Annotated in this window: 12 protein-coding genes; 9 read left to right on the top strand and 3 right to left on the bottom strand. The window is 71.8% G+C overall.

Annotated features, from left to right (window positions below):
- Nucleotides 1-8 precede the first annotated feature (8 nt).
- From OG230_RS14705 to OG230_RS14695, 3 genes are read left to right on the top strand one after another with little or no spacing between them, the layout of a single operon-like run.
- The gene (locus tag OG230_RS14705; RefSeq protein ID WP_328910658.1) at nt 9-686 is read left to right on the top strand and encodes a vWA domain-containing protein; all 678 of its coding nucleotides are present in this window, start codon (nt 9-11) and stop codon (nt 684-686) included.
- A gap of 11 nt (nt 687-697) precedes the next feature.
- Nucleotides 698-1,888 carry a protein phosphatase 2C domain-containing protein gene (locus OG230_RS14700; RefSeq protein ID WP_328910657.1) on the top strand — a complete coding sequence of 397 codons (1,191 nt, stop codon included), beginning with the start codon at nt 698-700 and terminating at the stop codon, nt 1,886-1,888.
- Nucleotides 1,885-3,528 (top strand): hypothetical protein, encoded by a 1,644-nt coding sequence (locus OG230_RS14695; RefSeq protein ID WP_328910656.1) that lies wholly within the window; start codon nt 1,885-1,887, stop codon nt 3,526-3,528. The genes OG230_RS14700 and OG230_RS14695 overlap by 4 nt, the downstream gene beginning before the upstream one ends.
- Before the next feature lie 24 nt (nt 3,529-3,552).
- Here OG230_RS14695 and OG230_RS14690 read toward each other — a convergent pair whose 3' ends face one another.
- Both OG230_RS14690 and OG230_RS14685 read right to left on the bottom strand, forming a co-directional pair.
- On the bottom strand, nt 3,553-4,248 hold the full coding sequence (locus OG230_RS14690) for a Crp/Fnr family transcriptional regulator (protein WP_328910655.1): 696 nt from the start codon (nt 4,246-4,248) through the stop codon (nt 3,553-3,555).
- Entirely contained in the window at nt 4,245-4,904 is a 660-nt protein-coding gene (locus OG230_RS14685) for a MerR family transcriptional regulator (protein ID WP_328911402.1), read from the bottom strand. Before OG230_RS14685 ends, OG230_RS14690 begins: the two co-directional genes overlap by 4 nt.
- Before the next feature lie 169 nt (nt 4,905-5,073).
- Between OG230_RS14685 and OG230_RS14680 the strand changes: the two genes are divergently transcribed.
- The 4 genes from OG230_RS14680 (at nt 5,074) to OG230_RS14665 (ending at nt 8,689) form a co-directional block, all read left to right on the top strand.
- Nucleotides 5,074-6,600: a flavin-containing monooxygenase gene (locus tag OG230_RS14680; protein WP_328910654.1), complete on the top strand. Its 1,527-nt coding sequence runs from the start codon at nt 5,074-5,076 to the stop codon at nt 6,598-6,600.
- Entirely contained in the window at nt 6,597-7,526 is a 930-nt protein-coding gene (locus OG230_RS14675; protein WP_328910653.1) for an alpha/beta fold hydrolase, read from the top strand. Before OG230_RS14680 ends, OG230_RS14675 begins: the two co-directional genes overlap by 4 nt.
- Nucleotides 7,523-8,407 carry an SDR family oxidoreductase gene (locus OG230_RS14670; RefSeq protein WP_328910652.1) on the top strand — a complete coding sequence of 295 codons (885 nt, stop codon included), beginning with the start codon at nt 7,523-7,525 and terminating at the stop codon, nt 8,405-8,407. Before OG230_RS14675 ends, OG230_RS14670 begins: the two co-directional genes overlap by 4 nt.
- A gap of 87 nt (nt 8,408-8,494) precedes the next feature.
- The gene (locus OG230_RS14665; protein WP_328910651.1) at nt 8,495-8,689 is read left to right on the top strand and encodes a hypothetical protein; all 195 of its coding nucleotides are present in this window, start codon (nt 8,495-8,497) and stop codon (nt 8,687-8,689) included.
- A 148-nt stretch (nt 8,690-8,837) separates the two neighbouring features.
- On the opposite strand, the gene OG230_RS14660 is transcribed toward OG230_RS14665, so the two are convergent.
- Nucleotides 8,838-12,218, bottom strand: coding sequence for a S41 family peptidase (locus OG230_RS14660; protein WP_328910650.1), 3,381 nt, complete (start codon nt 12,216-12,218; stop codon nt 8,838-8,840).
- 183 nt (nt 12,219-12,401) lie between these two features.
- Here OG230_RS14660 and OG230_RS14655 point away from each other — a divergent pair, with 183 nt between their 5' ends.
- Nucleotides 12,402-12,974, top strand: a complete 573-nt coding sequence (locus tag OG230_RS14655; protein ID WP_328910649.1) for a TetR/AcrR family transcriptional regulator — start codon at nt 12,402-12,404, stop codon at nt 12,972-12,974.
- Nucleotides 12,975-13,093: 119 nt separating this feature from the next.
- Nucleotides 13,094-15,331: an MMPL family transporter gene (locus OG230_RS14650; RefSeq protein ID WP_328910648.1), complete on the top strand. Its 2,238-nt coding sequence runs from the start codon at nt 13,094-13,096 to the stop codon at nt 15,329-15,331.
- The last annotated feature ends 139 nt before the right edge of the window (nt 15,332-15,470 follow it).

Raw genomic sequence — 15,470 nt, 5'->3', positions numbered from 1 at the left:
ACACAGTCATGGCCGAGACGCTGGGGCAATTGCTGCCGGTGTACGTCCTGGTCGACGAGTCGGGATCGATGAACCCGTACGTCGGTGATCTCAACGCCGGAATGGCCTCGCTGCACCAGTCGCTGCTCGGTGAGCCGATGGCGGCGGCCAAGGTGCGGTTCTCCGTGCTCGGCTTCTCCAACTCCGTGACCGAGCGCCTGATCCTCGCCGATCTGCGGGCGGAGAACGAGCTGCCCCGGCTCACCGCGAACGGCGGCACGAGCTACGAGGCGGCGTTCCGCGCGCTCCTGCGGCGGATACCGCAGGACGTGCAGACGCTCAAGAGCCAGGGCTACCGGGTGCACCGGCCCGCCGTGTTCTTCCTCAGCGACGGGCAGCCCAACTACGGGGAGGACTGGCAGGCGGCGCACCGGCAGCTCGTCGACCGCACGACGACCAAGGCGGCTCCCAACATCATCGCCTGCGGGATCGGTGACGCGCAGGAGCAGACCATCCTCGCCGTCGCCACCCAGGCGCAGTTCGCCTTCGTCTCGCTTCCCGGGGCCCAGCTCGGTCCGGCGATCGCGAAGTTCTTCACCGCCCTGACCAAGAGCGTGGTCGAGTCGGGCAACGCGATGGCGGCCGGCAGTGCGGAGCTGGTGGTGGAGCGGCCGGAGGGCTTCCGGATCCTGATCGACGAGGTGTGAGGATGTCGCCCATGTCATTCCGGCGCCGGAGGGACGAGCCGCATCCGGACGAGGGGGATTCCCCGGGATCCCCCGAGGGCGCGGGCGGCCCGGAGGCCGGCCGGCCTCCGGCGCAGGGGTCCGGACGGTACGGGGAGCCGGTGTACGCCCCGCAGCCCTACCAGCCGTATGTGCGGGACGGGTTCGAGGCGCCGCGGCAGCCCGATCCGCAGTGGCCTTCACCGCGTCGCCCCGAACGGGCCCAGCCGTCACCGCCACCGCCGCCGTCGGTGCCGGCGCCCCGCCCTCCCGCACGGCAGCAGCCCGTGCTGGCCGGGTACTGGGACCGGGTCCCGGTGGGCAGGCCCGCCTCCGTCTTCGAGCCGAAGCCGCCGCCCTCGGACCCGTACCGCCCCGACACCGTGTACGACGGGTGGTCCACCCCGCACCTCACGGTGCGGCTCGCCTCCGTACGCGGGGACGCGCACCGTTTCGACGGCAGGCCCCGGCAGGACGACCTGGTCGTCGCCGTGCACGAGCCGACCGGGACGGTGGTGTTCGCCGTGGCGGACGGGGTCTCCGGCGCCCCGGACTCGCACATCGGTGCGGCGCTGGCCTGCCGCACCGCGGTGCGCGATCTGCTGACCCAGCTCGACGCGGACCGGGCGGAGCCCGACTGGGAGCGCGTGCTGAGCGCCGCCGCCTGGCAGCTGTTCATGCGGGTGACGGGCGGCGCCGAGCCGACCGCCGAGCAGCGCGCCGAGACGCAGCGGAAGCTGGCCACCACGCTGGTGGCCGGAACGGTCGCCGCCCGGCCCCGGGGGGAGCTGGAGGTCCACCTGGTGCAGATCGGGGACACCGCGGCGTGGGAGTTCCGCGGCGGGGACTACCGTCCGCTGCTGGCCGGGAAGGGGGGTGACGACGGGGACTCCGTCGTCACCTCGGCGGTCCTGGCCCTGCCCCGGGTGCCGGCCGGACTCCGGGTGTGGCGGCACGTACTGCCGCCGGACGCGACGCTGCTCGTCGGCACGGACGGCTTCGGGGACCCCTTGGGTGACGGGTCGGGGCAGGTCGGCGTGCTGATGGCCGACGCGCTGATGCGTCCTCCCCGGGAGCCCCGGATGCTGGCGCACCTGCTGGACTTCTCCCGGGAGACCTTCGACGACGACCGCACCCTTCTCGCGGTCTGGCCGCGCCACCGGCTGGAGGAACAGCGGCCATGAGCGATTCCCCGGGGCCCGCGGCGGACATCTCCGTGGACCGGCTGAACAAGGAGCGCGAGCTCGGGTCGGGCGGCGAGGGCAAGGTGTGGGCCGTCGCCAACTTCAGGATCAACAACAAGTGGCCCATGGCGTACAAGGAGTACAAGGCCGCCACCCGGCTCCGGCTGCGGCCCGAGGTGCTCGGCGACATGGTCCGCTATCTGACCGAGCAGCCGGCCGACACGGGCGAGTGGCTCAGCGAGCACACCTCCTGGCCGCTGATGCTCGTGACCGACGGGACGGGGGTCTGCGGCTATCTGATGCGGCAGATCCCGGACGCGTTCTTCATCGAGCCGGCTCCGGGTGCGCCCCCCAAGGCGGCGGGCTTCGAGTTCCTGCTGAACGGTGACGGGTACCTGGGCCGGATCGGGCTCTCGATCACCCCGCGCCAGCGCTTCGAACTGCTGCTGGACTTCGCCAGGACCCTGGACCGGCTGGACGGCATGGAGGTCGTGCTGCGGGATCTCTCCCCGAAGAACGTCCTGTTCTCGCTCTGGCCCCGGACGACCTGCTTCGTCATCGACTGCGACTCGATGGTGGTCGGCGGCCGGGAGGCGCTGCCCGCGACGCAGACCGGTGGGTGGAGCCTGCCGGAGGGCGAGCGGACCGACACGGCCGAGGGCGTCGTCCACAAGTTCGCCCTGCTCGCCGCGCGGCTGTTCCTCGGGGAGCAGGACGGTGCGGATCTCGGCCCGCTGCGGGCGGCGGACCCGGCCGTGGCGGCGCTGGCGGAGCGCGCGCTGTCGCCCGATCCCGCCGCACGGCCCACGATGGCCGCCTGGCTCGGCCCGCTGGCCGCCGCGGTCGAGTCGGCTCCCGTCGTGCCGAACCGGGTGACGGTGACGCCGACCCCCACCGTGGTGAACAGCCCGCCGGAGCCGACCGGTCCACCGGGTCCGGCCCGCGCCCGGACGTCCTCGGCCCATATCCGTCCCCGCCCGGGTCCTTCGCAGCCCTCGAAGGGCCGGGCGGGCCGCTGGGTCGCGGCGCTCGTCGCCGTCGCCCTGTTCGGGGCCTGGTCCCTGGACCTCGGCCCGTTCGGCGACAGCGGCACCCCGGGCACGAGCGCCGAGCGCACGAGCGGGCAGGACACGTCCGACGTGTCCGACGGCTCCTCGACGGCGGACGGGAGCGGCAGCGCGGAAGGGGAGCGTGAGACGCAGGCGAACGCGCTGGATTCGCTGGTGCGCGAGAACGACGGCAACCGCGGCAGCGTCGCGGCGGCGGTGCTCGTGCTCACGAAGTGCCCGGGTTCCGGGGAACTCGCCTCCGCCAAGGACGTGTTCGACGAGGCCGGTGACGAACGGGACCGGCTGGTGGGGGAGTTGGAATCCCTGTCCGTCGACGAGCTGCCCTCCGAGGTCACCTCCGACCTGCGGGCCGGGTGGGAGGCGTCGGCCGCCGCCGACCGCGCCTACGCGAGGCTGGCCGAGGACATGGCCGACGGCTGCACCCCGGAGCAGGTGACGTCCTCGTCCGACTGGGACGAGGCGACGGAGCAGAACACGCTCGCGACCACGGCGAAGAAGGACTTCGTCGCGGGCTGGAATCCGGTGGCGGAGCAGTACGGGCTGCGGACGCTGGCCTGGGACGAGGTGTGACGCGCGGGGTGGCGGGGCCTGCCGCTACAGGCCCCCGGCCTGCTGCTTCAGGGCGTCGGGGTCGTCGATGACCAGCCGGTTGCGCCCCGTGGTCACCCAGCCGCTGCCGCGCCACTGCTCGAACACGCGGCTGACCGTGCGGCGCGAGGACAGGACGAGGCCGGCCAGGTCGTCCTGGGAGAGCGGAAGGGCTATCTGTACGGAGCCCGAGGCCGTGCGGCGCCCGTATCCGTCGCCGAGTTCCAGCAGGAGTGCGGCGAGGCGGGCCTGGACGGCGTCGGAGCCCGCCGCCGCCCGGTGCCGGTCGGCCTCGCGCAGCCGTGCGGACAGCACCTGTTGGCGGGCCGAGGTGATGACGGGCAGGGCCCGGGCGGCGGCGTCGAAGGCCGGGGCGGGCAGGACGAGTGCGTCGACCGGGGTCAGCGCGGTCAGGGTCGCGGACCTCGGGCCGCCGTCGAGTCCGGCCTGTTCACCGAGCAGGTCGCCGGGGTTGCGCAGGGCGAGGACGGCCAGATAGCCGTCGGCGGAGTGGGCGGAGACCTTGACGCAGCCGCGCCGGACGACGAGCAGGTGGTCGCTGATCTCGTTCTGCCGGAGCAGATGGGTCCGCGGGGCGAAGCTGCGGAGGTGGCCGAGGCGTGACAGCTCGGCCTGCGCGGGCCCGTCGAGCAGGGACCAGAAGGGGGCGCCGCCGGAGGGGCGCGGCGCCGGGACGGTCATGTGTCCGCCGGGGTGCCGGAGGGGGCGGACGGGGTGTCGTCCTCGTGGCGCAGTCTGCGGTCCAGCGCCATGGAGAGCTCCGCGTCCACCACGGCTCGTGCCAGCGGGCGGAGCTGGGCCGGTTCCTTCTCGGCGATGTGGGCGCGCAGGACCTCGACGAAGAGCTCGGCGAGGGCGTCGGCGTGTTCGCGGACGCGGCGGCCGGAGTCGAGCACCGTGGCGAGCGGCACCCCTTCCCGTACGAGCTCGGCCGACACGTCCAGGAGACGGCGGCTGATGTGCACGATCTCGTCGCCGTCGGTGCCGAGGTAGCCGAGGTCGAGGGCGGCGGCGAGATTCTCCGGGGTGGCCTCGCCCTCGAAGTAGTCGGCGAGTTGCTCGGGGGTGAGCCGGACCGGGGTCTCTTCGGAGGGTTCGCCCAGGCCGAGGACCTCGGCGACGTCGCGGCCACTGTCGAAGGTGGCGGCGAGGTCGGCGATGCCGTTGAGGGTGTGGCCGCGTTCCAGCAGGCCCGTCACGGTGCGCAGCCGGGCGAGGTGGTGGTCGTCGTACCAGGCGATACGGCCTTGGCGGCGCGGTGGCGGGATGAGGCCGCGCTCCCGGTAGAAGCGCAGGGTCCGTACGGAGATACCGGCTTCCTTGGCCAGTTCCTCCATGCGGTACTCACGGTGCTCGCGTCCTTCTGCCACAGGGGCACCCTATGTTGTACCGCCGGTAACTTTCCTTGGTCCGACCCCTACCCATCAGTACGGGGGCTGCTCTACTCTCCCAACAATGCCAGTGATTGCTGGCAGAGTCGTGTGACGTACCGCGGGAGGCGGCAGCATGGCCCAGCACGAGCATGTACGAGTGGCGGTGATCGGATCCGGTTTCGGGGGCCTCGGTGCCGCTGTCCGGCTGCGCCGCGAAGGCACCACCGATTTCGTCGTCCTGGAACGGGCCGATTCGGTCGGCGGGACCTGGCGCGACAACAGCTATCCGGGCTGTGCCTGTGACGTCCCGTCGCACCTCTACTCGTTCTCGTTCGCCCCCAACCCCGAGTGGCCGCGCACCTTTTCGGGGCAGGAGCACATCCGCGCCTATCTGGAGCACGTCGCCGACACCTTCGGGCTGCGCCCGCACCTCCGGCTCGGCCACGAAGTGACCGTCATGCGGTGGGACGTCGACGAACTGCACTGGCGCATCGAGTGCGCCAACGGCGTCACGATCACCGCCGATGCCGTCGTCTCCGCGACCGGCCCGCTCTCCGACCCGAAGATGCCCGACATCCCCGGGCTCGCCGAATTCCCGGGCAAGGTCTTCCACTCGGCCCGCTGGGACCACGACTACGACCTGACCGGCAAGCGCGTCGCCATGATCGGCACCGGCGCCTCCGCCATCCAGATCGTCCCGGCCATCCAGCCCAAGGCCGCCAAGGTGACGCTCTTCCAGCGCACCCCGCCCTGGGTCATGCCCCGTATGGACCGGGCCATCAGCGGAGCCGAGAAGTGGCTCCACCGCAGCCTGCCGTTCACCGGCACCGCGAGGCGCGGACTGCTGTGGGGCATCAGGGAGTTGCAGGTCAGCGCCTTCACCAAGCACCCGAACCAGCTCGGCCTGGTGGAGCGGATCGCCAAGGCCAACATCGCCCGGTCGATCAAGGACCCGGCGCTGCGGGCCAAGCTGACGCCCTCGTACCGCATCGGCTGCAAGCGCATCCTGCTGTCCAGCGCCTACTACCCGGCGCTCGCCCAGCCCAACGTGGACGTGGTCGCCTCCGGTCTGACCGAGGTGCGGGGCTCAACGGTCGTCGCGTCCGACGGTACGGAGACCGAGGTCGACGCGATCATCTTCGGCACCGGCTTCCACGTGACGGACATGCCGATCGCCGAGCGGGTCGTCGGTGCGGAGGGCATCACGCTCGCCGAGCACTGGAAGGGCGGTATGGAGGGGCTGCGCGGCGCCACCGCGGTGGGCTTCCCCAACTGGATGACGATCATCGGGCCCAACACCGGGCTCGGCAATTCCTCCATGATCCTGATGATCGAGTCCCAGCTGAACTACATGGCCGACTATCTGCGCCAGCTGGACGTCCTGGGCGGACGTGTCGCACTCGGCGCGCGGCAGTCGGCGGTGACGGCGTGGAACCACCGGGTGCAGGAGCGGATGAAGCGCACCGTGTGGAACACCGGAGGCTGCACCAGCTGGTACCTGGACGCCGAGGGGCGCAACACCACGGTCTGGCCCGGGACCACCTCGGAGTTCCGTAAGGCGACCAGGTCGGTCGACCTGGGGGAGTACGAGGTGATCCGGGCGCGGACGTCCGGAGCCGCCGGGAGTGGCCAGGCACCGGCCGAGGAGGCTGTCGCATGAGCCGGCTCCTGCGGCGCGAGGACGCCCCGCCCGTACCCGTACGCGAACTGACCGTCGTCTCGGCCGACGGCTCGCGCGTCCACGCCGAACTGCACGGGCCCGAAGGGGCCCCCGCGGTCGTGCTCGCGCACGGCTGGACCTGCAGCACCCACTTCTGGGCCGCCCAGATCCGGGACCTCGCGGTCGACCACCGGGTCATCGCCTACGACCAGCGCGGACACGGCCGGTCGCCCGAGGGCGCTGTCGCGGGCTACAGCACGGACGCCCTCGCCGACGACCTCGAAGCCGTTCTCGCGGCCACCCTCGCACCGGGCGAGAAGGCGGTGCTCGCCGGGCACTCCATGGGCGGGATGACGCTGATGGCGGCCTCGCGGCGGGCGGGGCTGCGGGAGCACGCGGCGGCGGTACTGCTGTGCAGCACCGGCAGTTCGCGGCTGCTCGCCGAGTCCCTGGTCGTCCCGCTGAAGCCCGGCGCGGTCCGGACCCGTCTCACCCGCGCCGTACTCGGCGCGCGTGCGCCGCTCGGACCGGTCACGCCGCTGTCGAGGCGGATCCTCAAGTACGGGACGATGGGCGCCGGTTCGGCGCCCGAGCGGGTCGACGTCTGCGCCCGGATCGTGCACGCGTGTCCGCGGCGGGCGCGGGTGGCGTGGGGGCAGGTGCTCGCCGACCTCGATCTGGAGTCGGGGGTACGGGAGCTGCGGGTGCCGACCGCGGTGATCGCGGGCACGGAGGACCGGCTGACGCCGCCCGTGCACGCGCGCTCGATCGTCGCGGCGCTGCCACAGAGTCTGGGACTGACCGAGCTGACGGGCATGGGCCACATGACACCGGTGGAAGCGCCGGACGTGGTCACGGCGAAGATCCGGGAACTGGTGACCGGGTATGTGACGGTGGCCGCCACGGGCAAGGAGGAGGTCGCATGAGCAACAAGCGGAGTCTTGAGGGGCAGGTCGTCGTCGTCACCGGCGCGGCGCGCGGCGTGGGCGAGCTGCTGGCCCGCAAGCTGTCGGCGCGCGGCGCGACGCTGGCGCTGGTCGGCCTGGAGCCGGACGAGCTGAAGCAGGTCTCCGAGCGGCTGCACGGGGAGAGCGACCACTGGCACGCGGACGTCACCGACCATGTGGCGATGGCCCGGGTCGCCGAGGAGGTCAAGCAGCGGTTCGGCAAGGTCGACGTGGTCGTCGCGAACGCGGGTGTCGCCGCGGGCGGGCCGTTCGTCGACTCCGACCCGGAGGCGTGGCGGCGGGTCATCGAGGTCAACCTGATCGGCGGGGCGGTGACCGGGCGGGCGTTCCTGCCGGTGCTGATGGAGAGCCGCGGGTACTTCCTCCAGATCGCCTCCCTGGCCGCGATCACTCCGGCGCCGATGATGACCGCGTACTGCGCGTCGAAGTCGGGCGTCGAGGCGTTCGCGCACAGTCTGCGGGCCGAGGTCGGCTACCGGGGCGTGCGGGTCGGGGTCGGCTATCTGTCCTGGACGGACACGGACATGGTGCGGGGCGCCGACGAGGACGACGTGATGCGGGAGCTGCGCCAGCGGCTGCCGTGGCCGTCGAACCGCACGTACCCGCTCGGCCCGGCCGTGGACCGGATCGTGGCCGGGATCGAGCGGCGTTCCTCGCACGTGTACGCGCAGTGGTGGCTGCGGGGGATGCAGTCGGTTCGCGGCTACCTGCCGACGCTCATCGGGATCGTCGGGCAGCGCGAGATGGCGCGGTTCGGGGACCGGCTGGGGAGCGTCGGGACCGGTCTGGTGGGCGCCGGGGGCGCGGCGGACCAGGAGGCGCGCACGCAGCGTGACTGATCGAAATGCGCGGAATGTCCTGGCGTGTAAATCTGGTCGAGGCCCCAACGGGGCCATACCCCAAGCATCCACATAGGAGTGAACAGCATGGGCATCGCCGACCAGTTCAAGGACAAGGCGCAGGAGCTTGCCGACCAGGGCAAGCAGAAGAAGGCGGGCAACCGGCAGGGCGAGGCGCGCGAGCGCTCGTCCGACCAGTCGGAGCGACGTCCGGACCAGCCCGGGCTCGGTGACCGCGCCCAGGACCTGACGGACGAGGCGCGCGAGCGCTTCGACCGTTGACGTCTGCGGCCTGACTCACCTGCGCGCTTGCGCGTCCGCGCGCCCGCGCATGCAGAGGCGCACCCGGTACTCCGGGTGCGTCTTTCCGCATGCCCGGGACACGGCGGAAACGAGCCCCCCCGGGACCCCGCCCCCCCCGCGGGCCCCCCTAGCGCGGCGGCAACGGCGGCCGGCGCAGGTTCGGGGCCGTCGCGTACGACGGCGGGGTGGACGCCGGATGCTTCGCCAGCAGGCTCAAGGCCACCCGCACCGCGTCGTCCAGCACCGCGTGCCGCCCCTCCGCCCAGTCGAGCGGGGTCCGCAGGGCTTCCAGGTCCGGCTCCACGCCGTGGTTCTCCACCGACCAGCCGTACGTGTCGAACCACGCCGCGTTCATCGGCACCGTGATCACCGTGCCGTCACCCAGCCGGTGGCGCCCGGTCATCCCCACCACCCCGCCCCAGGTCCGCTGACCCACCACGGGACCGAGCTTCAGCAGCCGGAACGCGGCGGTGATCATGTCGCCGTCGGAGGACGTCGCCTCGTCGGCCAGGGCCACCACCGGACCCCTCGGAGCACTGGACGCGTACGAGACCGCCTGGGCGTTGCGCGTCAGGTCCCAGCCCAGGATCCGGCGGGTGAGCTTCTCCACGACCAGCTCACTGATGTGGCCGCCCGCGTTGCCCCGTACGTCCACGATCAGGGCCGGACGCGACACCTCGAGACGCAGATCGCGGTTGAACTGGGCCCACCCCGAGCCGCCCATGTCGGGGATGTGCAGATATCCGCACTTGCCGCCGCTCAACTCCCGTACCACTTCACGGCGTTTGGCCACCCAGTCCTGGTACCGCAGCGGTCGCTCGTCGACGAGGGGGAGGATCGCGATGCGGCGCGGCTGCCCGCCTCCCGTCGGCCGGAACGTCAGCTCCACCGTCGTGCCGCCCGCCGCCGTGAGCAGCGGGTACGGCCCGGCCACCGGATCGACGGGCCGCCCGTCGACATGGGTGAGGACCGCGCCCTCCCGGATGCCCGTACCGGCGAGCGGCGAGCGCGCCTTGGAGTCCGAGGAGTCGCCGGGCAGGATGCGCTGGATCAGCCATTCCCCGTCCCGGCACACCAGGTTCGCGCCCAGCAGGCCGATCGCCCGCTGGTAGTGCGGCGGGCCCTCGTTGCGGCGGGCGGGGGAGACGTACGCGTGCGAGGTGCCCAGTTCGCCCAGGACCTCGCGCATCAGGTCGGCGAACTCGTCGGGGGAGGCGACCCGTTCGATCAGGGGCCGGTACTGGTCGAGCACCGCGTCCCAGTCGATGCCGCACATGTCCGGCTCCCAGAAGTAGGAGCGGATGATCCGCCCCGCTTCGCCGTACGCCTGGCGCCACTCCGCGGGCGGGTCGACCTCGTGCAGGATGCGCCGGAGGTCGAGGTAGACCGTGGAGTCGTTGTCGCCGGTCTCGGTGGCCGGTACGGCGCGCAGCTCGCCCTCGTCCATGACGACCAGCCGGCTCGCGTCGCCGCTGACCGCGAACCAGTCGAGGTGGTCGACGAGTTCGGTCTTCCTGGCCTTGGCGATGTTGAAGTGCTCCAGGGTGGGCCGCCCCGACATGTCGGCCGGGTTCGCGAACGTCTCGCCCAGCGCGCCGGAGATCGGCCAGCGCAGCCAGACCAGTCCACCGCCGCTGACCGGGTGCAGCGCGGAGTACTTCGACGCCGAGACCGGGAACGGCGTGACCCTGCTCTCCAGGCCCTCGAACTCGACGGTGACCGTCGTCCCCTCGCCCGTACCGCCTTCGGGAATGTCCACCGGGTCGAGCCCGCCCGCCGCCGGGCGGCCGTCCGGCGAGAGCGCGAACGGCGACGGGGTGGCCGAGGAGAGCGGGACCAGATAGGGGCGGCAGCCGAGCGGGAAGGAGAGGTCGCCCGTGTGCACGTCGTAGACCGGGTCGAAGCCGCGCCAGGAGAGGAAGGCGAGGTATCGGCCGTCGCCCGTGAAGACGGGGTTCTCGTCCTCGAAGCGGCCGTTGGTGACGTCGACGATGGCGGGGGAGCCGGGGCCCGTGATCCGCGCCAGCTTGATCTGGCGCAGGGAACGGCCGATGCCCGGGTGCGACCAGGTCAGCCAGTTCCCGTCGGGCGAGAACGCCAGGTCGCGGACCGGGCCGTTGGTCGAGCGGATCAGCTCGGTGACCTCCCCCTCGGGGACGGCCGCGGCCGGGTCGACGGCCTGGACCAGATCGGCCCGGGTGGAGCCGGTGCCGGAGTCGTCCCCCTCGGATTCGGCGGCCTCGGCCTCCGCGGCCTCCGCCTCCGCCGTGTCCAGGAGCAGCAGGCGCCCGTCGTTGGAGGCGATCGCGAGCCGCTCGCCCTCCGGGTCGGAGGTCATCTCCTCCACCCGGCCGAGCATCCCCGAGGCCAGCCGCCGGGGCTCGCGGTCGCCGCTGGCCCGGGGCAGGTACGCGATCTCGATCGCGTCGTCGCCGTCCGCGTCCGTCACGTACGCGACCTTGCCGCCGCTGCCGAGCATCTCCGGCAGCCGGACCCGGACGCCCGGGGTGTCGGTGATCGTGCGCGCGGGGCCGTCGCGGTGCGTGAGCCAGTACAGGCTTCCGCGTACGGCGACGGCGCTCGCCCGGCCCGTCTCGTCGACCGACAGCGAGTCGACGTTGCTGGCGGCCGGCACCTGGTAGGAGCGCCGCCCGGTCCGCGGTCCGCCGAGCCGTACCTCCAGCTTCCGCGGTGCGGCGTCCGGCGCTTCGAGGTCCTCGACGAGCCACAGCTCGCCGGCGCACTGGTAGATGACCCGGTGCCCGTCGCTGGAGGCGTTGCGGGCGTAGAACGCGTCGTGGTCCGTGTGGCGGCGCAGATCGCTGCCGTCCAGCCGGCAGGAGTACAGATTCCCGACGCCCTGGTGGTCGGAGAGGAACGCGATGCGGCGCCCGACGATCATCGGCGAGTCCAGATGCCCCCCGATGTCCGGCAGCAGCCGCTCGCCGTGCAGCCACAGCCGCCCCATCGCGCCGCCCCGGTACCGCTTCCACGCCGCCGGCTCGTGCGGCGGTGTGCCGGTGAGGAGCAGGCTGCGCCGCTCGCCGTCGATGTCGGCGACCGCGATGTCGGCGACCGGGCCCCAGGGGAGTTTGCCGCCGGGGCTGCCGTCGGTGGGGACGCTGTAGGCCCAGGAGAAGTAGGAGAACGGCTGGTTGTGCGAGGAGACGGCGAGGATCTGGGAGGAGTCGCCCGGGTCGGGGCTCCAGCCGCAGACGCGGGCGTCGGTCGAGCCCCAGTAGGTGAGTCTGCGGGCAGGCCCGCCGCCGACGGGGGCCAGATGGATCTCGGGGTCGAGCGTGCGCCAGGTCGTGTAGGCGATGCGGCTGCCGTCGGGCGAGAAGCGCGGATGGCTGACCCGCGTCCTGTCGACGGTCACCCGCCACGCGCGGCCGGGGCGATGCCCCGCGGGGACGAGGGGAGCGACCCATAGGTCGTCCTCGGCCGCGAAGCAGAGCAAGTCCTGGTGGAGGTGCGGGAACCGGAGATACGCGACGTCGTCACTCACCCTCCAATGCTTCCGGTGCGCAGGGCCCGCGGCAACTTGTGGTGCAGCACACAAGCGAAACGATTTCGTTTCGCTGGCTCGCGGGAGTACGGTTCAGCTGTACGAAACAGTTTCGTTCGATTGGCTGTCGATCCCACGTGATCGCCCGCCGATCGACTGACGTACGGATGGGAGGGTCGACACATGGCGCGCACGAGGCTCACGCCCGAGCGTGAGAGCGAGCTGTACGCAGCCGTGCTCGACCTGCTCCGCGAAGTCGGCTACGACGCCCTGACCATGGACGCCGTCGCCCAGCGCACCCATTCCAGCAAGGCCACCCTCTACCGCCAGTGGGGGAGCAAGCCCGAGCTGGTCGTCACCGCCATGCGGCACAACAAGCCGGTCACTCTCACCGAGATCGACACCGGTTCGCTGCGCGGAGACTTCCACGCCGTGCTCAGTCGTACGGACGACTGTCAGATGGAGAAGGACTCCGCGCTGATGCGGGGTCTGGGCCATGCCGTCCATGACAATCCCGATCTGCACCAGGCACTGCGGGACCTGCTGATCGAGCCGGAGATGACCGGCCTCGAAACGCTGCTCCAGCGGGCCGTGGACCGGGGCGAGCTGCGCTCGGACAATCCGGCGCTGAAATATGTACCGCACATGCTGATCGGCGCGTTCGCCGCTCGGCAGCTGGTCGAGGACCGCGCCGTCGACCAGGCGTTTCTCACCGACTATGTCGACGCCGTGGTCCTCCCCGCCCTCGGCGTCTGACGTCCCCGTTCGTTCCGCACGGCCCTCTCCCCAAAGCTCCACCTGACACGCCGCTCTCGTCGTCGGGGTGGTTCCTCACGCCCATTTCCACTCAACGACCTGACCGGGAGTACGCCCCCGTGGCCACATTCCTTTACAAGCTCGGACGGCTCGCCTTCCGGCGCCGACGCTATGTCGCCCTTGTCTGGGTGGCACTGCTGGCGCTCGCCGGATTCGGTGCGGCCTCCGCCTCGCCCGCCACCTCGAGTTCCTTCTCGATTCCGGGTACGGAGGCCCAGAAGGCTTTCGACCTGCTGGAGCAGCGCTTCCCCGGAGGCAGCGCCGACGGCGCCACCGCCCGGGTCGTCTTCAAGGCCCCCGAGGGCGAGAAGGTGACCGACGCGGCGAACAAGGCCGAGGTCACGGAGATCGTCGGTGAGCTGAAGTCCGGCTCGGACCAGATCGCCTCGGTCGCCGACCCGTACGCGGCGAACGCCGTCAGCAAGGACGGCTCCACGGCCTACATCTCCGTCTCGTACGAGGTCAACTCCATGGAGCTGACCGACGCGACCCGGGAGGCCCTGGAAGAGGCCGGTACGTCCGCCGAGAAGAGCGGCATGACCGTGGAGATCGGCGGTGACGCGCTCCAGGTGATGCCGGAGACCGGAGCCGGCGAGATCGTCGGTGTCGCCATCGCCGCGGTGGTGCTGGTCATCACCTTCGGCTCGCTGATCGCGGCGGGGCTGCCCCTGATCACCGCGCTCATCGGCGTCGGGGTCGGTGTCTCGCTGATCACGGCCCTGGCCAACGTCCTGGACCTCGGCTCGACCACCTCCACCCTCGCGATGATGATCGGCCTCGCGGTCGGCATCGACTACGCGCTCTTCATCGTCTCCCGCTACCGCGCCGAACTGGCCGAGGGCCGGGAACGCGAGGAAGCCGCAGGACGCGCGGTCGGCACCGCCGGTTCCGCGGTCGTGTTCGCGGGCCTCACCGTCGTCATCGCACTGGCCGGACTGGCCGTCGTCAACATCCCGATGCTGTCGAAGATGGGCTTCGCCGCCGCCGGTACGGTCGCCATCGCCGTCCTCATCGCGCTCACCCTCGTCCCGGCACTGCTGGGCTTCGCGGGCAAGCGGGTCATGGGACGCAAGGCGCGCAAGGCCGCCGACGCCCTGGCCGCGTCCGAGGACAAGGCCGAGAAGAAGCCGAACATGGGCACCCGCTGGGCGCGGTTCGTGCTGCGCAAGCCGGTGTGGGTGCTGCTGGTCGGTGTGCTCGGCCTCGGCGTCATCGCCGTACCGGCCGCCTCGCTGGAGATGGGCCTGCCCGACGAGGGCTCGCAGCCCAAGAGCACCACGCAGCGTCAGGCGTACGACCTGCTGTCGGACGGCTTCGGCCCCGGCTTCAACGGACCGCTGCTCGTCGTCGTCGACACCGAGAACAGCTCGGACGGCAAGACCGCCGTCAACCGGGTCTCGGAGGAGATCGAGGCCATCCCGCACGTCGTGGCCGTCACCCCGGCCGCCTTCAACAAGGCCGGCGACACCGCGACGATCACCGTCATCCCGCAGGACCGGCCCAGCTCCGCGCAGACCGAGGAGCTCGTCCACTCCATCCGTGACGCGGGCGGCGACATCAAGCGCGACACCGGGGCCGAGGTCCTGGTCACCGGCGCCACCGCGATGAACATCGACTTCTCGCAGAAGATGAACGACGCGCTGCTGCCCTACCTGGCACTCGTCGTCGGTCTGGCCTTCCTGCTCCTGATGCTCGTCTTCCGCTCGATCCTGGTGCCTCTGAAGGCGGCCCTCGGCTTCCTGCTCTCGGTCGTCGCGGCCCTGGGCGCGGTCGTCGCGGTCTTCCAGTGGGGCTGGCTCGGCTCGCTCTTCGGTGTCGAACAGACCGGCCCGATCATGAGCATGATGCCGATCTTCATGGTCGGTGTGGTCTTCGGTCTCGCCATGGACTACGAGGTCTTCCTGGTCACGCGGATGCGTGAGGCGTACGTCCACGGGGAGTCGTCCGGCCAGGCGATCGTGACCGGGTTCAAGCACGGTGCCCGCGTGGTCACGGCCGCCGCGGTGATCATGATGGCGGTCTTCTCCGGCTTCATCAGCTCCAGCGAGTCGATGATCAAGATGATCGGCTTCTCGCTCGCCATCGCCGTCTTCTTCGACGCCTTCGTGGTGCGGATGGCGATCGTTCCCGCGGTGCTCGCCCTGCTCGGCAAGCGTGCCTGGTGGCTGCCGCGCTGGCTGGACCGTGCGCTGCCCAACGTGGACGTCGAGGGCGAGGGGCTCCGCAAGGAGCTCACCGGCGCTCCCGAGGCATCCGGCGGGGACGCCGGGGACGAGCGTGAACTGACCCGGGTCTGAGACCGGGCCGTACAGAGCCCCGGGGGCCGCGTATGAGCGGAGCGCGGCCCCCGGCAGCACCGGTTACCTGTGGGGACGGGGGACCGGGGCGACAGGAAGCCCCCGTGCGAGCGGCACGGGGGCTTCCGTCATGCGTGGG

Origin of the sequence: Streptomyces sp. NBC_00234, assembly GCF_036195325.1 — a bacterium.
Taxonomy (GTDB): domain Bacteria; phylum Actinomycetota; class Actinomycetes; order Streptomycetales; family Streptomycetaceae; genus Streptomyces.
This window is presented reverse-complemented; position numbering and strand designations above follow the sequence as displayed.